The organism is Oceanisphaera sp. IT1-181 (genome assembly GCF_033807535.1).
Classification (GTDB): domain Bacteria; phylum Pseudomonadota; class Gammaproteobacteria; order Enterobacterales; family Aeromonadaceae; genus Oceanimonas.
In genome coordinates this window covers 3,513,940-3,533,805 of the sequence record NZ_CP136856.1, presented here as the reverse complement: position 1 = coordinate 3,533,805, position 19,866 = coordinate 3,513,940, and the positions used below count along the sequence as shown (strand labels likewise).

Sequence of the window (19,866 nt, the reverse complement as noted above, 5' to 3'; positions counted from 1 at the left end):
TGAACCTCAGCCATAACGCACCCTATTTTGGTTTGTTCTTTGTAGCTGCCCAATTTATTCGGCAGGCCAGCTCTGCTGGCTGTTACTGAGGTTTAGATTTAAACCCAAACACCAAACCGGGCCGAAGTCCTCTTCGCCGAAGAGACGGGCCCCTACAAGGTCGAAATACCAAACTGAGCCTCATATTCTTCACCGAAGAGGCGGTGCCTACCTGTAACCTATTGAATTCATTGGTGCTGAGTTTTCTGAAACATGGCTGAGCTTTGTGGGTAATCAGGTACTGTTAAGTTTCGCTAATAGTGCTTCGGCGGTGGCGGCGGATGATGCGGGGTTTTGGCCGGTGATCAGCAAACCGTCCGTTTCTATATAAGACTGCCAGTCGTCGGCCTTATGATATTCACCGCCACTCTGTTTAAGCATGTCTTCCACCAAAAATGGCACTATATCCGTAAGCCCTGCCGCTGCTTCTTCGCTGTTACTAAAACCCGTCACCCGCTTGCCATTTACCCAAGGCAAGCCATCAGCCGCATTAATATGGCGCAATACACCCGGTGCATGGCACACGGCGGCCACCGGTTTATTAGCAGCAAGCATAGCTTGAATCAAGCTAATGGAATGAGGATCTTCGGCTAAATCCCACAATGGCCCATGGCCGCCGGGGTAAAAAACCGCGTCAAATTCAAAAGCAGAAAAATCTTTTAGCTCAAAGGTATTCGCTAATTGCGCCTTGACGCTGGCATCCGCAGCATAGCGCTCGGTGGCGGGAGTAAGTGCATCGGGCTCAACACTGTTGGGATCTATGGGTGGCATGCCGCCTTGAGGCGTCGCCAAGGTAATATCGGCGCCCGCATCTTTAAATACGTAATAAGGCGCGGCAAACTCTTCAAGCCACAGGCCGGTTTTCTTACCACTGTCGCCTAATTTATCATGAGAGGTCATCACCATTAAAATATGCATGCTAGCTCCTAATGCTGAAAAAAGAGTTAATAGACACGCTTTTTAGCATAGGTGGTTTTTAGTGCAGCGGAGGTGTGAGGATGGAATGGCCCGATTGTGAGGAGTAAAAATATAGATCCGAAAGAGAGGGTAAAGGGTGGCGCTTTACGCCACACCCTTTCCCCTCACAGTCAGTTACGGCTTAGCTAAGCCTAAGTGGCCGCGCAAGGTATCGGTTTCATAATCGCGACGAAACAGACCGCGGCGCTGTAGTTCAGGCACCACCTGATCCACAAAGTCATTGAGGCTATAGGGCAATGAAGGCGGCATTAGATTAAAACCATCGGCCCCTTCATTTTTAAACCACAACTCCATCTGATCGGCAATTTGCACAGGCGTGCCCACTATAGTGCAATGGCCACCACCGGCCGCTAAACGACCCAATAACTGGCGCACCGTCGGCTGCTCGGTTTCTATGATGCGTAAAATAGTGCTGTAACGGCCTTTAGGGCCAGTAAATTCTTCTAAAGATGGCAGCTCAGGCACTGGCTTATCCAGCTCCCAGTTCATGCAATCTTGTTGGGTATATATACCGAGCTGGCGCAATGAGGCATCAACGGGCAATAGCTCATCCAGCTCGCGCTGCTTGGCTTTAGCCTCTTCTTCGGTGGCCGCCACATAAGTGACTAAGCCCGGCATAATGGGCACATTAACTTCACGACCGGCAGCCTGCACCCGACGCTTAATGTCTCGATAATATTCTTGGGCCGCCGGCAAATCGTACGCCACCGCATATATGCCTTCGGCGCGGCGCGCGGCTAATTCTCGGCCTTCTTCAGAGGCGCCAGCTTGAAACATAACCGGATGTCCTTGGGGCGAGCGCGGCACGTTAAGCGGGCCATCCACTAAGAAGAACTCGCCGTTATGGTTAATGGCATTCACCTTGGTCGGATCTGCATAATGGCCCGAGCGATCAAAACTGAGTGCGTCTGCTTCCCAAGAATCCCAGAGTTTAAGCACTGCATCCACAAACTCATCGGCGCGGCGATAGCGGTCTGCGTGCACCGGCATGGCCTCGTAGTTATGGTTACGCGCTTCCATATCAAACATAGACGTCACCACGTTCCAACCCATACGACCGCCAGAGATATGATCCAAGGACGCCATATAGCGCGCCGCATGAAACGGCGTGTAGAAGGTACTGGACACTGTGCTGATCAGGCCGATTTTATCGGTGGCACGGCTCATGGCGGCCAAGGCCGTTAAGGGTTCTAAAAACCACCAGCTGCCATCGGAGACATTACCGGCGGATTGGCCGTCGGCAAAAAACACCGCATCCAACTTGCCACGCTCGGCAGTTTGCGCCAACTCTTCGAAAAAACTGATGTCGCCTAAACGTTCTACCGACGATTTAGGATGGCGCCAAGCGCCCTTATGATGGCCACAACCAAATAAAAATACGTTCAGGTGCATCATGCGTTGCGCTTGTTGATCTGCCAATTGTTGAGCTGCCATTAGTTTTTCACCAAGCCGCCATCCACCACCAAGTTTTGGCCGGTGACAGAGCGTGACCAAGGTGAGGCAAAAAATAAAGTCGCATCGGCAAATTCAGCGGGTGTAGTAACGCGGCGCAGCGGTGTGGCAGCTGCAATATAATCAAACACCGCCTCTGGGGTGGCCGCAGAAGCATCGGTAGTGCGCAGCAAACCGCCAGATACCATGTTTACGGTGATTTGGTCGGGACCTAAGTCTTGAGAAAGGGTGCGGGTCAGCGATAGCAATGCGGCTTTAGCGGCTGTGTAGTCGTGGTATGGCACCACTGGATTTTGGAACAGATTAGTACCGATATTCACGATACGGCCAAAGCCCGCTTCACGCATGCCGGCAAGCGCGGCTTGAGTGGTGTTTAACGCCCCCTTAACCACACCTTCAAACTGCTGCTGTACGTTGCTCCAGCTTAATTGGTCGGCATTTTCACGGGCATCACCATTAAACGAGAAAGCCGGCAGGGCGTTATTGATAACCGTGGTAATAGGCTGACCAAAGTGGGCTTTCGCTTGTGCAAACAGAGCTTGCACAGCTGCCGCATCGGTCACGTCGGCTTGTATGGCTAGCGCCTGCTCGGGGTAATCGGATGCCAGCTGTTGAGCGGCCTCGGCACTGTTTAAATAGTTTATTACCACCTTGGCACCTTCACGCAAGAAGGCGCGCACTAAATGCTCGCCCAAGCCGCGAGCGCCGCCGGTGACTAATACCAACTGTTGATCGAATGGCTGTGCAGTGTGCTGATTTTGGGGATCGGTTTGGTTGTGTTGCATGGCTTTACTACCTCTAAAAAGTCAGAGGCGAAGGCAGATGGGCAGTGTTGCCGAGAGCCGAATGGCTGACATCCCTTCGCCAGTATGAACTGGATCAGGTTCGACGGGTGTTATCTCAGCCAGGCAGATGTGCTGCCAGACACCCCGTGTCACAAGCTAGACCATAGCATAAAAAGGGTGAATTGTGAGGCGTGAAGCGTGAGGTGGAAAACCTAACCGTAAGTCTGCAGACTCACAGTTGTTGTACCCCTAACACCTTACTCTTCACCCCTCACATTAATGTGGATTTGGTTAAAACAGCTCGGCAGTGGATAATGGCCGTCTGGATGCAATGGAGAACCCGCCCAATGAGCACACAACTGACTAGCCTGACGATTACCCGCCCTGATGATTGGCATTTACACTTGCGTGATGGCGAACAACTCAAAGACACAGTGGCTGATGCTAGCCGTTATTTAGGCCGCGCTTTAGTAATGCCTAATCTTTTGCCGCCCGCCACTACTACCGAGCTGGCGCTGGCCTATTACGACAAGATAACGGCAGTGCGCCCACCAGGCAGCCTGTTTGAACCTTTGATGAGCTTGTACCTCACCGATAAGACAGATCCAGAAGAGATCCGGCGCGCCAAAGCCAGCGGTAAAATCGTGGCCTGCAAGTTGTATCCAGCGGGTGCCACCACCAACTCGGACTCCGGCGTAACTGACGTGAAGAATATTTACTCAGTGTTGGATGTGATGCAAGAAACCGGCATCTTGTTGTTGGTGCACGGCGAAGTGACCGACGCCAGCGTGGATATTTTCGACCGCGAGAAGGTGTTTCTTGAGACTATCTTGCCCGACGTAGTGCGCGATTTTCCTCAGCTGAAAATCGTACTCGAGCACATTACTACCGAGCACGCGGTTAAGTTTGTGGAGCAAGCCGGTGATAACGTAGCGGCTACCATTACCACGCATCACTTGATGTTTAACCGTAACCACATGCTGGTGGGTGGCATTCGTCCGCACTATTACTGCTTACCGATTTTAAAGCGCAACACCCATCAGCAAGCGTTAGTGCGCGCAGCCATCAGTGGTAATAAGAAATTCTTTATCGGTACCGACTCGGCGCCGCATTTTAAGCAAAATAAAGAAACCGCCTGTGGTTGCGCTGGCGCTTATACCTCGCACGCCGCCGTTGAGCTGTATGCAGAAGTATTTGAAGAAGCGGGTGCTCTGGATAAACTGGAAGCCTTTACCAGCCATAACGGCCCAGACTTTTACGGCCTGCCACGCAACTCAGACACCATTACCTTGGTGAAAGAGACCTGGTCTGTGCCCGCCACCCTGCCCTTAGGTGGTCAAGAGTTGGTGCCCATCCGTGCCGGTGAAACCATCAGCTGGATGGTGAAGTAGCGCCTAGCTAATACCGTAGAGGCCGATTTATCCGGCCGGTTTTGCGCAGCAAAACGATAAGCACCAACCTAGATAAAAAGCCCTGAGCCAAGCTCGGGGCTTTTTTTCGCCGTCATTCTGACGTATGTCAGGAGCTTGGTTTGGAAATATCATCTTGTTTGATCACTTTATGCCGCTACGTGCCATCGGCCAGCTAAAGCGGCCTCTACCTCCCACCTCACGTAAGTCCAATGTTTGACAAGCGTCACTTTTATTCTTACTCTCATTGTCATTCCTGGGGGAGCCTAAGGTGTAGAAATTACACCCAATTTGGCTGAGATTCCGCTACTTGCAGCGGTAACCCTTAGAACCTGATCCGGATAATGCCGGCGAAGGGAAGGAACTGACTTACCCTCACTCCCCACCTCTGCGACCGTTGTTACCCGGCATACTATCGCCCATATAACCGTCAATGACTGACGATGTTAATCATGTTTGCCTTTTGGCAAAGGGAGAATACATGCTACTCAGCACTACCGAAGCCATTTTATGGCTCTGCTTATTTGCCGCCATGTTTGCTATTCCAGGCCTCTATTATGCGCGCCGCCAGCAAGACAATATCGAAGACTTTGTCGTGGCTCGCAATAGTCAAAACGGCATATCCACTATGCTGACATTATTAGCCACCACGCTCGGCGCTTGGATATTATTTGGCCCGGCAGAAGCCGCCACGTGGGGCGGCATAGGGGCGGTGATCGGCTATGCACTGGGCTCACTTGCGCCCCGCTTTATGATGATCCCCTTAGGTAAAAGGCTGCGCGAGCTGATCCCAGAAGGCCACACCCTCACTGAATTTGTGCTGCATCGCTACGGTAAAACCATGTATGGCTTCGTGATGGTGATCATGATGTTCTACATGTTTATCTCACTGACCGCAGGCCTCACCGCCGTCGCTAAAATGGTAAGTTTGCTGGCACCCGTGCCTTTGTGGGCTACTGCTTCTATCGTAATGTTGGCCACCCTGCTCTACACCTTATACGGCGGCCTGCGCGTCACCATTTTTACCGACCGCCTACAGATCATAGTAATACTGCCGTTTTTATTACTGCTGATTATGTTTGGCTGGCAAGCGGTGGGCGGCATTGGGCCCACTATCGCCGGCCTCAAAGAAAAAGCGCCAGAGCTACTCAATCCCTTTGATATGGGTGGCTTTAAATCCGGCCTCACCTTCTTTATTGCGGTAGTGTTAACCGGGCTTTTTTACCAAGGCACTTGGCAGCGTATTTTTGCCGCTCAAGATAATAAAGCCATTCGTAATGGCTTTATCGTCAGCGGTATCTTGAGCTTCATCTTTATCTTTATCATGGGCCTATTCGGCTTAGCCTTCGTGGGCTTAGGCTTAGCAGGTGATGGCTCGGTAGCCGTGTTTGATGTGCTGCTGTCTAACATTCCGTTGTGGTTTGCCATCGGTTTATTGCCCTTTGGCCTAGCCTTGATTATGAGCAGCGCCGACTCCACCATCAGCGGTATTTCCAGCATGATAGTGGTGGACTTGCGCCGTCTGTTACCGGATTTTAGCGCCAACCGCCTGCTGGGTTTATCCCGCTGGTTGATAGTATTGATCTCTATTCCGGTATTGATAGTGGCGTCTCAAGGCTTTAGCGTCTTGTATCTGTTCTTATTGGCCGATCTCTTATGTTGCGCCGCGGCCTTCCCGGTGTTCTTTGGCTTTTATAGCGCTCGTTATCAGGCTTATAACGCCGTGCTCAGCACCGCCGCCGGCTTAATCGCAGGCCTGTGGCTGTTCCCAGCCCCTGGTGCGCCAATCGAATATCTATTGGAGTCATTCTTACTGGCGAGCTTAGTACCTGTGCTGGTCTCTGTGTTATTGCAGTTTATGCCTAACCGCCAGACCTTTGATTTTTCTATCTTGCGCCAACGTATTCGCAGTTTAGAAAGTTAGTTTTAAACCATGACGTCACACGGTTAACACGTAAAATGATCACAAGCCGGCCCGTAAAGGTCGGCTTTTTTATGGACGCCAATCTCGGTGCTATCCTCTAAATAGTCAGGCATAAGCAGGCAGACGTTAGCCAGACAAACTGCTACACTCGCGACCCCTTGCATTAAGCATTCAGGCTTATGCCAGCCCATTTTATAAACAACCACTTAATGAACGGCTTATCATCTTAAGATAAGGCGCCAACATATTATTTTGGAGAATCCATGAAGATTATGATCCGAGGCTTATCTCGCCTCACTACCGAAGAAAAAATCTTAGCACTGCTCGCCCCTTACGGCTTAGTGCAGTACTTCCATCTGGTTATGGATCCTAATACCAATAACTCAAAAGGTTTTGGTTTTGCCTTTATGCCAAACCCTGCTCAAGCTAAAGCCGCCATCAAGAGTTTGAACGGTATCGAAGTAGACGGTGAAAAAATTCGCGTGAAAAAAGCCGAAGATAAGCCAGAAGAAGCTAAAAAAGTGGAGCCAAAATAATATGACTAATAACGATATTTTACGCCGCGTGCGCTACTCACTGGACTTAAAAGATGCTCAGTCACTCGCCCTGTTTGCTCAAGGTGGTATTGAGATTGATGAAGCGCAGTTTTTAGCCTTGCTCGCCAAAGAAGAAGATGAAAACTACCACAGCTGCAGCAATGAGCAGCTATTGGGCTTTTTAGATGGCTTAGTATTACAAGAAAGAGGCCCACGCGAAGGTGGACCTGCACCTAAGACTGAAGGTGCCGAGCCGATGAACAACCAAGTCTTTAAGAAGCTGCGCGTCGCCTTGCAACTAAAAGAAGATGATATTTTAAGCTTGCTGGCCTTGGCCGGATTTATTGTAAGAAAGCCTGAGCTGACTTCTTTGTTTCGCAAACCCGACCATAAACACTTCAAACCGTGTGGCGACCAGTTCTTGCGGAACTTCTTGCAAGGCCTAGCCCTGCAACGCCGCCATGGCGCAGAGCCTAGCGCTGAAGAAGATGCCGACCAAACTGCCGAGTAAGGTTAAGTAGGGTCGATACTTAAAGAAAGAGTATTCGACCACTTTACTCTTTATAAAAAATACTAAGCCAGCAGCAGACGATTATTCTCTAAAGCTGGTAGCCGTTAAGGGCAAGGTACGACCTTCTACCGAGCTCTTTTCTGCAATATTAATAATATTAAGTCCATCTAATGCGTCTTGCATGGTCACAGGTGGCGGCGCTTCGCCGCGAATTGCCTTGGCCGTGGCTTGATAGAAATAACGATAACCACCCACCTCAGACTCAATCACTTGTGCATCATCATCCGAATAGAAAATACCGTAGTCCGCTTCCGCCTCTTTCGCTAAATATGGCGAGTCCGGCACTATGCCGTTTTGCAGACGCTCTTCTTGCGGATCAAAACCACGCTTAATATAGCAGCCCAGTTCGCCCTGTAACTTAAAGCGCAAACTCGGTCCTGGATGATAGGGACTGGAATGCAAAATCACTTCTTTATCGCGATAATGCAGCAGCACATGAAAGTAGTCCGTCACTTTGCCACCTGGGCGCATCGATAAACAACGGCCCGTCACCGCTTGTGGCTTACCAAATAACACCAACGCCTGATCGACTAAATGCCCGCCTAAATCAAACCAAATACCGGCACCCACACCTGGGGTTTCTACGCGTACCCGAGGGCGAAAGCGATCAAAGTGGGATTCAAAACCATGAATTGGGCCCAAGGTGCCATCTGCCAGTAATTTGCGTAACGTTAAAAAGTCACTGTCCCAGCGGCGGTTATGAAATGGGATCAAGCACAGGTTATTAGTTTCAGCTAAGCGCATTAACTCTGTACCTTGATGCAGCTGAGTCACGGTGGGGTTTTCCATCACCACATGCAGCCCCAAGCTCAAGGCCTTGCGCCCTAACTCGTAGTGCACTTCGTTAGGAGCTGTGATCACCACTAGCTCTGCACCGGACTCGGCCAGCATCAGATCCACATCAGTGTACACAGCGACATTTGGCCATTCCTCTGCCGCCAGCTCTGGCTTAGAGGTGCTAATGGCGACCAGTTCAAAGTCCGCCAAGCTATCGATAAAAGGTAAATGAAAAATACTGGCAGACTGGCCGTAGCCGATAATGGCGGTTTTAATCACGGTTAACCTCGTTAAAAATCATATTTGTTATACCATCAGAGAAAACTGCCACTCAAGCAACACAGGCTCAAGTAGCACAGTAAAGTCGCGACAGTTAGTGTCTTACTCTAGCCTAACCTGATGTTGTCGATAAATCAGAATAAACTGACGCTTACCTTTTTATACCAGAATCGGTTAAGCCAAAATCATAAGCAGGCCTTATCATAAGACGCAAGCACAGCCACAGCTAAGGAAGCACTTTGATGGCATCTCGTTACACTTTATTACTGGCGGCGCTACGCAAGATATTACCCGCCGCGCGTATTATTACCGATCCTGCGCTGTGCTTAGCACTGGGCACAGACGCCAGCTTTTATCGACTGTTACCTAAAATGGTATTGCGCTTAAGCAGCACCGCAGAAGTTATTCAGGTACTTCAGCTATGTAGCGAGCACGCCATTCATTGCACCTTTCGCGCTGCGGGCACCAGTTTGTCGGGCCAAGCCATCTCCGACTCGGTACTGATCACCTTAACCGATGACTGGCGCGGCCACACCATGAGTGAAAACGGTCACCTCATTACTTTACAGCCAGGCGTAATAGGTGCACACGCCAATAAATATCTGGCACCGTTTGGGCGCAAGATAGGCCCAGATCCCGCGTCTATCAATAGCTGTAAAATTGGCGGCATCGCCGCTAATAATGCCTCTGGCATGTGCTGTGGCACGGCCCAAAATTCCTATCAAACCTTAGCGGGCTTAAGTGTAGTTTTAGCCGACGGTACCTATCTTGATACCCGAGACGAATTAAGCAAGGCGCGCTTTGCCCAGTTGCAGCCGCAGTTACTCAGTGGCTTACAAGCATTGCATCAGCAAGTGTTAGCCAACCCGGCCTTGAGTGAGCGCATCCGTCACAAGTACCGATTAAAAAATACCACCGGCTACAGCCTGAACGCCCTGCTAGATTTTACCGATCCCTTCGATATGCTGGCCCACTTGATGATTGGCTCCGAAGGCACGCTGGGCTTTATTAATGACATTAGTTACAACACGGTACCCGATCATGCCTTTAAGGCCTCTTGCCTTTTGGTGTATGCCGATATTGAAAATACCTGCTTGGCGGTCACCGAATTAGCCGACACTGCTGTTGCGGCAGTTGAGATAATGGACGGTCGCGCCCTGCGCTCCATTGCCAATCAGGCCGGTATGCCCGACTTTATTCAAACCTTAGATTTAGAAGCAGCGGCGCTATTAATAGAAGTACACGGCGCTACTCAAGCCGAGTTAGCGCAAAACTGCGCTCAAGCAATGGCCGCCATTGAGAGCTTCACACTGCTTGAGCAGGTAGCGTTCACGCAAGATACCAAGTTGTGCGCTAACCTGTGGGCCATGCGCAAAGGCATGTTTCCGGCGGTGGGAGCGGTACGTGAAACCGGTACTACTGTAGTAATTGAAGACGTAGCGTTTCACGTGAAACATTTAGCGGCGGCAGTGCGTAAGTTAACGGCCCTCTTCGAGCGGTTCGGTTATCACGAGGCCATTATCTTCGGTCACGCCTTGGCCGGTAATCTGCACTTTGTATTTACTCAAGGCTTCGATAACGAGACTGAGCGCCAGCGTTACGGTGATTTTATGGCAGCCGTCACTCAGTTGGTGGCCGTGGAATATCAAGGTTCACTCAAAGCCGAGCACGGCACGGGGCGCAACATGGCGCCCTTCGTTGAGTTGGAATGGGGGCAAGACGGCTATCGATTAGTGCAGCAGATAAAAGCACTGTTTGATCCTCAAGGCATTCTGAACCCAGGCGTGATTGTTAACGCAGATACCCAAGCGCATCTTAAAAACCTTAAACCCTTACCCGCCGCCGATCCGCTGATTGATAAGTGCATTGAATGTGGTTTTTGTGAGGCAGTCTGCCCCTCCAAGAATTTAAGCCTCACGCCTCGCCAACGAATAGTGCTCTACCGAGAGCTACAACGTCGCCAAACTAATCACGAGGTGATAGACGACAGCTTAGCTCAGGTGTTTGAGTATCATGGCGTCGATACTTGCGCGGCCACCGGCTTATGCGAGCAGCGCTGTCCGGTCGGCATTAACACTGGCGACATGATGCGCAAGCTACGCACAGCCCGCTATCAGAAGTTTCAGCCCATTGCGCGTTGGACGGCTCAGCACTTTGCCAGTACCACTAAGGCAGTAGGTATAGGTTTGAATACCACTAATCTGGCCCGCAAGTTAGTCGGCAACCAAGCCATGACTCGCGTGAATAGCAGCTTGCGTAGTGTTAGCCGTAACAAACTACCGATGTGGTTTCCTGAAATACCGGCGGCTAACTCGCATCAGCTGCAGAAAGAATTAACTAAGCAAAAGCAAAATCAGCCTCAAGGACTACCGACGAGCAGCAATAAAGTAGTGTATTTCCCCTCTTGTGCCAGCCGCACACTCGGCCAATCATCACAAGCAACCGATGCTCGACCCTTAACTGAAGTCACGTTATCGGTATTAGCCAAGGCAGGTTTTGAGGTCATCATACCGGCACAGCTGAATAGTCTGTGTTGCGGCATGCCCTATCAGAGTAAGGGTATGTTTGAACTGGCGGCGGATAAGATACAAGAGCTGGAAGACAGCTTGTGGCAAGCTTCGGAGCAAGGGCGATGGCCAGTACTGATGGACACCAGCCCTTGTGCCAAGTTGAGTAAAGATAGCTTTACCAAAAACTTAGCCGTTTATGAGCCGGTAGCTTTTATCTTGGAGCATGCATTAACACGACTGCAACTCTCGCCCCTTGATGAAACGGTAATGCTGCACATTACCTGCAGCAGCCAACGCATGGGCTTGGCCGATAAAATGTTAGCGTTAGCTAAGCTTTGTGCGACGTCGGTAATAGTGCCAGAGCACATCAGCTGCTGTGGTTTTGCCGGTGATAAAGGCTTTACCCTGCCCGAGCTTAATGCTTCGGCACTGGCTACCTTAAAACAGCAAGTGCCGTCAGGTTGCACACGAGGATTGAGTAACAGCCGCACCTGTGAACTCGGATTAAGCCATCACAGCGGCATCAACTATGAGTCCATTCTTTACTTAGTAGATGAAGCGTCCAAGAGCCGCGATACGCTATAAGCCGTACGCTGTAAGTTCAAACAAAAGACCGACCACGCCGTTGTGGCATGGTGCAGCAAAGCTATTGCTTTGCGGTGTCTATGTAGGCGATGCTTTAGCTTGGCAATGTGGCGCAGCCGCATATCAACACCGAGCTGTCATATATTTCGTATTTATCTTTAACGTATGACGTAAAGCGTATAGCTAAGTCATTTTAAGACCACATCTGTTAGCGGCACACAGCAGCAGGCTAACACTATACCGGCTTCGCGTTCGGTTGCGGATAACGCGGGGGCTGGCGGTTGTTCCACTGCGCCGGACACTAACTGCTGCTTACAACTGCCACAAATACCGGCTCGACAAGACCAAGGCAAGGTCATGCCTTGCTGCTCGGCCTGAGTCAGTAAGTCGCGCTGGTTATTGCCAGTAAAGCACTGTTCGCCAATTTGGATAGAGACTGCCAGTGTTTCACGTGAAACATCCTCGCTTTGCAGACTGCCAAAGTACTCTTGTTGTAACAGCGTTGCAGGTAACCCTAACGCTAATAACCAGCTGCGTGCTTGCTGCATAAAACCGGCTGGGCCGCAGAGATAGGTTTGGCGTGTTGGTAACTGTGGAATAGCCGCCAACTGCCCCAGCGTCAGTCGACCGCCCTCGCCTATTTGGGGTTGGGTAAGTACAAACTGCACAATCAGACCTGGATGGCTATCTGCCAATTGCCGTAATGCTGCGGCGGCAGGAATATCCTGCTCAGTCCGACACACATGAATAAACACCACATCATGTAACTGCTCGTTATCTGCTAATGCGCGGATCATCGATAACAGAGGCGTAATACCGGAGCCTGCCGATAACAGCAGATAACGCTCGGCGGGTTGCAGTACGAAGTCGCCGGCGGGTGCATGCGCCAATAACGTTTTACCCGGTTGAAAATGCTCTGCCAGCCAAGGCGATACTTTGCCATCGGGCTGGCGTTTCACGCTAATACCATAGCGTTCATCCTGAGTAGGACTAGAGCTTAGGCTGTAGTAGCGCACATGGCGCTGACCATCTATCTCTACGGCAATCGGCAGGTGCTGCCCCGCTTGATAGTTAGGTAGCGCTTTGCCATCGCTTGCCACTAACCAATAGGTTTCTATATCAGGGGTGAGCGCTTCCCGTGCCACGCAAATAAGCTCACGGCGCTTAGGTGCCGCATCAGGGTAAATGGCAGCACTCGCGTATTCTAAAACCTCAACCTTATCGCCTTGGCGGATGATGCCTTCATTAACGGCAATCAGGTTTTGGCCGAAATACACCTCGCCATCGCTGCCGTGTCGATAGCGCAGCAAGGTTGCTAACGGTTCTTTAAGCACATTAAAATGTTCCGTACCAGGCTCTATGGTGGTCATCACACAACGGCTACAAGGCTTGGCGACCACAAACTCCACGTCGCCAATACGAATTCGTCGCCAGCCATCCTCTTCAAACGCCCGCGTTTTTGATATCACCAGGTTCGGCCTAAACTGCGACATCTCAAGCCGCGCATCGGCGCGCAAGTTAAGATCTTGCAATGAGGCTTGTGAGATCAGCAGTAACGGATAACCATCGGCAAAGCTGACCGCCGTATTTATGCTTTCACGATAGCGCTGAGACTGCTCACCCAGCCAAATAAGTTGCACCGCCTCGCTCAAGAACTCACTAAACCACGCATCGTAATGAGGATGGGTACTGAGTGCGGTAAAAGTGTCGTCCCAAACGGTGGCGGTAACTGGCTGCTGCAAAAACTCACTATAACGTACGGCTAATTGGTGTTCGCCGCCGTGGGGTAAATTAAAGTGTAGATCTAAGCCGCCAGCGACCGGCTGCACCTGAATACCTTGTAATCGCGGATGCGTACGCGCGCTAATAAATCGGCCATCGGGCTTGGCGAGCATAAAGCGGCGATCACCCAGTAGGCCTTCATAAGTGACAAAAGCTTCATTTAAGGCTAATCCAGCCGCAGATTTCAAAGGGTACAGGTAGAGCTGCGTGATCACCGCCATAGAATTTGATCCTTATTGAGATTAAACGTTTACAAGCTCAGCTCAGAGGTTAAGGTTTGCGTACTAAAAGATAGCGCTAGGCGCCCAGCGCTGAGCTAAAATAAGACATCGTTCTTTGTTTTCCCTAGAGCTCGACGCTGAGCGCTTAGCGCTCTCTCTATAAAACCTAACCGGAGCAGCAGTCATGACTATAGAGCGCCAACAAATCAGCGAGCGTATGAGCCGCATCGTCAAACACAATGGCATCGTCTATTTGTGTGGCCAAGTGCCCAAAGATGCCAGTAAGGATATTACCGAACAAACGGTCACCATGCTGGATAAAGTAGACGAGTTACTATTAGTAGCAGGCTCAAGCCGCGAACACATGCTGACGGTCACTATATTTTTGAAATCCATGAAGGATTTTGCTGCCATGAATGCGGTGTGGGATGCTTGGGTACCGAAAGGCCACGCCCCTGCTCGCACCTGTGTGGAAGGTGCTATGGCGCGCGAAGAGTTACTGGTAGAAATATCGGTAACTGCAGCTGTTAAATAATAGTCTTATGCTATACGCCTTACGCTGTATGTTATTGCACTGACAAGAGGCCGCGACCGCTGGCCGGTTTTACGCAGTAAAACGAGAAGCTAAAGTAATGCCATAGCCCAGCCAAATAAAAAGCCCCGAACCGTTGGTTCGGGGCTTTTTTATTGCCGTCATCCTGACGCATGTCAGGATCTCGATTTTACTATTATATTTTAACCCGTTCCGCCTTCGGCGAAATGCGAGAGCAAGCGTTCGCCTACAAGAGCATGTTCTTTAACGTATGGCGTACAGCGTATAACGTACCGCTTGTTACACCACGCCTTGCTCTATCATGGCATCCGCTACTTTACGGAAACCAGCAATGTTAGCGCCCAACACTAGGTTGTTTGGCTCGCCAAATTCGGCCGCCGTTTGGCTGGCGTTCAGATAGATGTTTTTCATGATAACTTTGAGCTTTTCATCTACTTCTTCAAAGCTCCAGCGCTGCATACTGGCATTTTGTGCCATTTCCAACTGACTGGTCGCTACGCCACCTGCGTTGGCAGCTTTACCTGGGCCATAAAGGATTTTAGCGGCCAAGAATACTTCAACTGCATCTTGAGTAGAAGGCATGTTGGCACCCTCAGACACAGCGATACAGCCGTTAGCCACCAGTGCTTTCGCATCAGCTTCGTTAAGCTCATTTTGGGTCGCACAAGGAAACGCTAATTGAGCGCCAGTTAAATGCCACACCGCATTGCTATCGGCAGGATAATCAGCCACCGGAATAAAGGTCGCGTCAGGGTGCGCGGTTAAGTACTCATTCAAGCGAACGTGGCGTACTTCTTTCAGCTCTTTTAGCGTATCCAAGTTAATACCGGACTCGTGGTAAATAGTTCCGCTAGAGTCTGAACAGCTTACTGGGATAGCACCCAGCTGATACAGCTTTTCGATGGTATAGATAGCTACGTTACCCGCGCCAGAAACTAAGCAGTGTTTACCCGCTAAGGTATCGCCCTTCTCTTCTAGCATGTACTGAGCAAAGTAAACACAACCATAGCCAGTGGCTTCTTTACGCGCTAACGAACCGCCCCACAGCAGGCTCTTACCGGTAAATACGCCATCAAAATTGCCGGTTAAACGCTTATATTGACCGAACATATAGCCAATTTCACGTCCGCCTACCCCAATGTCACCCGCAGGTACGTCTGTGGTTGGGCCTATGTGGCGATACAATTCATTAATGAATGACTGACAAAAGCGCATGATTTCGGCGTCAGATTTGCCTTTAGGATCAAAGTTGGCACCGCCTTTACCGCCGCCAATTGGCAGACCGGTTAATGCGTTTTTAAAGATTTGTTCAAAACCGAGGAATTTGATGATGCTGGCGTTAACGCTGGGATGGAAACGAAGGCCGCCTTTGTAAGGACCTAATGCTGAGTTGAATTCAATACGATAACCTTTGTTAACTTGAATCTTACCCTGATCATCTACCCAAGGAACTCTGAACATCAGTTGGCGCTCTGGCTCAACAATACGTTCAATAATGGCATGCAGCTGATATTTTTTGTTAGTTTCAAGGATGGGCTGTAACGATTCAAGCACCTCCTCTACCGCCTGATAAAATTCAGCTTGAGCTGGGCTGGTCTGCTTGAGTTTGGTGATGGTGTTATGAATATACGTCACGATATCTTCCTTGTTATTTTTGGTACCACTTATGCTGGGATACTGCTGGTGGTTGAGACCCGCTTCTATTGAAATATGAATGCAGTTTTCGGTCAATGCCATTGATGAATTAAAGGTGGAATATTTGTGTTTTTTTATCATTTAATACCCCGTATTCCGCCTTACTGACCGCCGGTTTGACCACTTTAGTTAGACTAAAGTGGTCTTGCCAGGCTCTATCTTACACCGACTATTTAAGATGATGGTGCTAAAATCACCACTTTTTTATTTTATCAGGAGCAATATGAAGCAGGTAACCCTCTTGGTGGGCTCAACTTTGGGTGCGGCCGAAGATCTGGCGGCAGACTTAGCTGAGATCCTAGAACAAAATAGTTATCACACTGTTATTCACACTTCTCCCCAAGTTGATCACATCTTGATCAGCCCTGAGCATATCTTATTATTGATCTGTTCTACTCATGGTGCCGGAGATCTTCCGGAAAATATTCAACCTTTCTACCAGCAATTACTTGACCAAGCACCAAACTTAACCGGCCTTAACTACTTAGCCGTGGGTTTAGGTGATTCTGCCTACGATACTTTCTGCCAAGCCATACAAACACTGGATCATCAACTCAGCCAACTAGGCGCCATTCGTCTAGAGGATCAACTTAAGATAGACGTTAGTTTGGCCGATCCACCGGAGATGATCGCAAAAAAATGGCTCGATCTCTGGTTAACTAAGCAATAGATCTATTAATTAAGCCTCTTATGGGGATCGGTTCACGCATCTGATCCCCACTGTGGATAAATTCTTTCCACCAAGTTATCAACAGATCCCCTCCTCAATTTAGTGTTGTTATTAATCCCGCCCTTTTCGCCACCTGTGCATAACTATGCTTAAAACCAGTGTTAAACCTATAGTTATCCTCTTAATGAAATATCTCACTGGGGGCGCCTGTGCATAACTAGGCTAGTTACCCACGGGTCTAAGGGGATCTAACTAAAGGTTGTGCACAGGTAGAGATCGTACTTAAGCTTATGATCTTTAAGATCAAAAACGCCTTACTCACAGAAAAGAGGATCACTAGTAGTAGTCATAATAGAAGATCTCTCTAGAGATCTAAGATCTATTAAGCACAGCAAAGATCCTCTCGATCGCATTTCCATCTCAGTCGTAAAACAGCTAAAATGATCGGCCTTCGGGATCCTTACACCTGCTTGTTTCAAGAGTATCTGTTATGCATTATGAAGAATCGTTTGATGTCATCGTTGTTGGCGGTGGCCATGCCGGCACTGAAGCCGCCGCTGCCGCTGCTCGTATGGGAGCAAACACCCTGTTATTGACCCATAACATTGATACTTTGGGACAAATGTCCTGCAATCCCGCCATTGGTGGCATTGGCAAAGGCCACTTGGTCAAAGAGATCGACGCCTTGGGCGGGATCATGGCCATGGCTGCGGATAACGCCGGGATCCAGTTTCGTACGCTCAATGCTTCCAAGGGACCTGCGGTAAGAGCGACCCGTGCACAAGCGGATCGTCAGCTGTATCGGCAAGCCGTGCGAACTCGGTTAGAAAATCAGCCTAATTTAAAGATCTTCCAGCAAGCCTGTGATGACTTGATCCTTGAAGGCGAAACTGTGGTGGGTGTGGTTACCCAAACCGGCTTAAGATTTAGAGCCAAAACCGTAGTACTGACCGTGGGTACTTTTTTAAACGGCTTGATCCACATCGGTATGGATCATTACAAGGGCGGTCGTGCAGGGGATCCCCCTTCCACCGCCTTGGCTCAACGCTTACGTGAATTGCCGCTGCGTATTGACCGACTGAAAACCGGAACTCCACCGCGCATTGACGCCAACAGCGTGGATTTCTCGGTGATGCAAACTCAGCCTGGTGATAACCCGACTCCGGTATTTTCGTTTATTGGTAGCCGAGCCGATCAACCCAGACAGATCCCGTGTTACATCACCCACACCAATGAAAAAACTCATGATGTGATCCGCAAAAACTTGGATCGTAGCCCCATGTATGCCGGTGTGATCGAAGGGATCGGACCGCGCTACTGCCCGTCGATCGAAGACAAGATCATGCGCTTTGCTGATAAAACTTCGCACCAGATCTTCGTCGAGCCTGAAGGCCTAACTAGCACAGAGCTGTATCCAAATGGGATCTCGACCAGCCTGCCGTTTGATGTGCAGTTACAGATCGTACGTTCGATCAAAGGTTTTGAGCAGGCGCACATCATGCGACCAGGTTATGCAATCGAATATGACTACTTCGATCCACGAGACTTAAAGATCAACATGGAAAACAAGTATTTACATAACTTGTTTTTTGCCGGACAAATTAACGGCACCACGGGTTACGAAGAAGCAGCGGCCCAAGGTTTGCTGGCGGGCCTTAACGCTACGCTGCGCGCCTTTGGCAAAGAGCCTTGGTCGGCACGTCGTGATCAAGCCTATATGGGCGTGATGATGGATGACCTGTCTACACTGGGCACTAAAGAGCCCTACCGCATGTTTACCAGTCGTGCTGAATATCGCTTGCTGCTGCGTGAAGACAACGCCGATCTTCGCCTAACCGAAGCTGGCCGTGAACTAGGCTTGGTGAACGATCATCGCTGGGCGCTGTTCTGCGATAAAATGGAGCAGATCACTCAAGAAACCCAACGCCTGCGTGAGAACTGGATTAATCCGGTGCACGCGTCGGCTGCCAGCTTGAATGAATTACTAAAAACCCCGTTAAGCAAAGAACATACTCTGGAAGAGCTGTTACGCCGCCCAGAGTTGGACTACCCGACCTTGATGTCGGTGGACGGCATAGGTCCGGGTATCAGCCACGAGCAAGCGGCTGAGCAAGTTGAAATTCAGGTTAAATATGCGGGTTATATCGAGCGCCAGAAAGGCGAAATCGAAAAGCAGCTGCGCAATGAAAACACCCACTTGCCACTGGACTTGGATTACCAAGAAGTGCCGGGTCTGTCGACTGAGGTGATCATTAAGCTGAATCAAGCGAAACCTGAAACCTTAGGCATTGCCTCGCGTACTCCTGGCATAACACCGGCGGCGATTTCAATTTTGCTGGTTCATCTTAAAAAACGTGGCTTGCTGCGCAAATCAGCGTAAGACATTGGCGTAAATAAATAACATGAAAGAACAATTAACAAGCACCCTAACGCGCCTGCTGGCTCAAACAGAGCTGGTAGTCACCGAGCAACAAGTGGAGCAGTTGGTCACGCTGGTGACGCTGCTCAACAAGTGGAATAAGGCCTTTAATTTGACCTCGGTGCGTGACCCACTCGCCATGGTTGGCCGCCATATGGTCGACAGCTTAGTGGTTAGCCCCTATCTGGAAGGTACGCGCTTTATCGATGTGGGCACCGGTCCTGGCCTGCCCGGCTTACCGCTGGCCATCATGAATCCGGATAAAGAATTTGTGTTGCTCGACAGCCTCGGCAAGCGCATTCGTTTTATTCGTATGGTTATCCATCATTTAGGGCTGACCAACGTCACTGCCGTCGAAAGCCGCGTAGAGGCCTACCAGCCAGAACAAAAATTTGACGGCGTGTTAAGTCGAGCCTTCGCTTCACTGGATGACATGGTAAGCTGGTGCGCTCATCTGCTTAAGTCTGAAGGCCGCTTTTTGGCGCTCAAAGGACAATATCCAGAGCAGGAGCTACAATCATTGCCTGCTCACCTGCAGTTGGATAAGGTTTACCCCTTAATCGTGCCTGAGCAAGACGGAGATCGGCACTTGGTGGTGTTAAAGCAAGTTAGTCAGCCTAAGTAGTTGCTAACGCAGTGTAAAATCACCGTCCTGTAAAATTTAACCGCATAAGATCACAA

At 49.9% G+C, this 19,866-nt stretch carries 15 protein-coding genes and 2 riboswitches; of the genes, 9 read left to right on the top strand and 6 right to left on the bottom strand.

Features of this window, described 5'->3' with window-relative positions:
• Positions 1-273: 273 nt before the first annotated feature.
• From R0134_RS15695 to R0134_RS15685, 3 genes are all read right to left on the bottom strand, one after another.
• Positions 274-957: a type 1 glutamine amidotransferase domain-containing protein gene (locus R0134_RS15695; RefSeq protein ID WP_319782869.1), complete on the bottom strand. Its 684-nt coding sequence runs from the start codon at positions 955-957 to the stop codon at positions 274-276.
• A gap of 174 nt (positions 958-1,131) precedes the next feature.
• Positions 1,132-2,451 (bottom strand): LLM class flavin-dependent oxidoreductase, encoded by a 1,320-nt coding sequence (locus tag R0134_RS15690; RefSeq protein WP_319782868.1) that lies wholly within the window; start codon positions 2,449-2,451, stop codon positions 1,132-1,134.
• Positions 2,451-3,254, bottom strand: coding sequence for a 3-oxoacyl-ACP reductase (locus tag R0134_RS15685; RefSeq protein ID WP_319782867.1), 804 nt, complete (start codon positions 3,252-3,254; stop codon positions 2,451-2,453). Before R0134_RS15685 ends, R0134_RS15690 begins: the two co-directional genes overlap by 1 nt.
• A gap of 54 nt (positions 3,255-3,308) precedes the next feature.
• A riboswitch (TPP riboswitch) is annotated at positions 3,309-3,411 on the bottom strand.
• 190 nt (positions 3,412-3,601) lie between these two features.
• Between R0134_RS15685 and pyrC the strand changes: the two genes are divergently transcribed.
• From pyrC to R0134_RS15665, 4 genes are all read left to right on the top strand, one after another.
• Entirely contained in the window at positions 3,602-4,645 is a 1,044-nt protein-coding gene (gene pyrC, locus R0134_RS15680; protein WP_319782866.1) for a dihydroorotase, read from the top strand.
• A gap of 266 nt (positions 4,646-4,911) precedes the next feature.
• A riboswitch (TPP riboswitch) is annotated at positions 4,912-5,039 on the top strand.
• 105 nt (positions 5,040-5,144) lie between these two features.
• Positions 5,145-6,587, top strand: coding sequence for a sodium:solute symporter family transporter (locus tag R0134_RS15675; protein ID WP_319782865.1), 1,443 nt, complete (start codon positions 5,145-5,147; stop codon positions 6,585-6,587).
• A gap of 263 nt (positions 6,588-6,850) precedes the next feature.
• Positions 6,851-7,123: an RNA-binding protein gene (locus tag R0134_RS15670; protein ID WP_319782864.1), complete on the top strand. Its 273-nt coding sequence runs from the start codon at positions 6,851-6,853 to the stop codon at positions 7,121-7,123.
• 1 nt (position 7,124) lies between these two features.
• Positions 7,125-7,634, top strand: a complete 510-nt coding sequence (locus tag R0134_RS15665) for a DUF1456 family protein (RefSeq protein WP_319782863.1) — start codon at positions 7,125-7,127, stop codon at positions 7,632-7,634.
• A gap of 81 nt (positions 7,635-7,715) precedes the next feature.
• Here R0134_RS15665 and R0134_RS15660 read toward each other — a convergent pair whose 3' ends face one another.
• A complete protein-coding gene (locus tag R0134_RS15660) occupies positions 7,716-8,750 on the bottom strand; it encodes a Gfo/Idh/MocA family oxidoreductase (protein WP_319782862.1) in 1,035 nt (344 codons plus the stop codon).
• A 242-nt stretch (positions 8,751-8,992) separates the two neighbouring features.
• Here R0134_RS15660 and R0134_RS15655 point away from each other — a divergent pair, with 242 nt between their 5' ends.
• On the top strand, positions 8,993-11,845 hold the full coding sequence (locus R0134_RS15655; protein ID WP_319782861.1) for an FAD-binding and (Fe-S)-binding domain-containing protein: 2,853 nt from the start codon (positions 8,993-8,995) through the stop codon (positions 11,843-11,845).
• Between the two features lie 188 nt (positions 11,846-12,033).
• Here R0134_RS15655 and R0134_RS15650 read toward each other — a convergent pair whose 3' ends face one another.
• Positions 12,034-13,848 (bottom strand): hybrid-cluster NAD(P)-dependent oxidoreductase, encoded by a 1,815-nt coding sequence (locus R0134_RS15650; RefSeq protein ID WP_319782860.1) that lies wholly within the window; start codon positions 13,846-13,848, stop codon positions 12,034-12,036.
• A gap of 184 nt (positions 13,849-14,032) precedes the next feature.
• Between R0134_RS15650 and R0134_RS15645 the strand changes: the two genes are divergently transcribed.
• Entirely contained in the window at positions 14,033-14,383 is a 351-nt protein-coding gene (locus R0134_RS15645) for a RidA family protein (protein WP_319782859.1), read from the top strand.
• Between the two features lie 297 nt (positions 14,384-14,680).
• Here R0134_RS15645 and gdhA read toward each other — a convergent pair whose 3' ends face one another.
• On the bottom strand, positions 14,681-16,036 hold the full coding sequence (gene gdhA, locus R0134_RS15640; RefSeq protein ID WP_319784394.1) for an NADP-specific glutamate dehydrogenase: 1,356 nt from the start codon (positions 16,034-16,036) through the stop codon (positions 14,681-14,683).
• Between the two features lie 283 nt (positions 16,037-16,319).
• On the opposite strand from gdhA, the gene mioC reads away from it, so the two are divergent.
• From mioC to rsmG, 3 genes are all read left to right on the top strand, one after another.
• Positions 16,320-16,766: an FMN-binding protein MioC gene (gene mioC / locus R0134_RS15635; RefSeq protein ID WP_319782858.1), complete on the top strand. Its 447-nt coding sequence runs from the start codon at positions 16,320-16,322 to the stop codon at positions 16,764-16,766.
• Between the two features lie 490 nt (positions 16,767-17,256).
• A complete protein-coding gene (mnmG, locus tag R0134_RS15630) occupies positions 17,257-19,146 on the top strand; it encodes a tRNA uridine-5-carboxymethylaminomethyl(34) synthesis enzyme MnmG (RefSeq protein ID WP_319782857.1) in 1,890 nt (629 codons plus the stop codon).
• A 22-nt stretch (positions 19,147-19,168) separates the two neighbouring features.
• Entirely contained in the window at positions 19,169-19,810 is a 642-nt protein-coding gene (rsmG, locus tag R0134_RS15625; RefSeq protein WP_319782856.1) for a 16S rRNA (guanine(527)-N(7))-methyltransferase RsmG, read from the top strand.
• Positions 19,811-19,866: the final 56 nt, after the last annotated feature.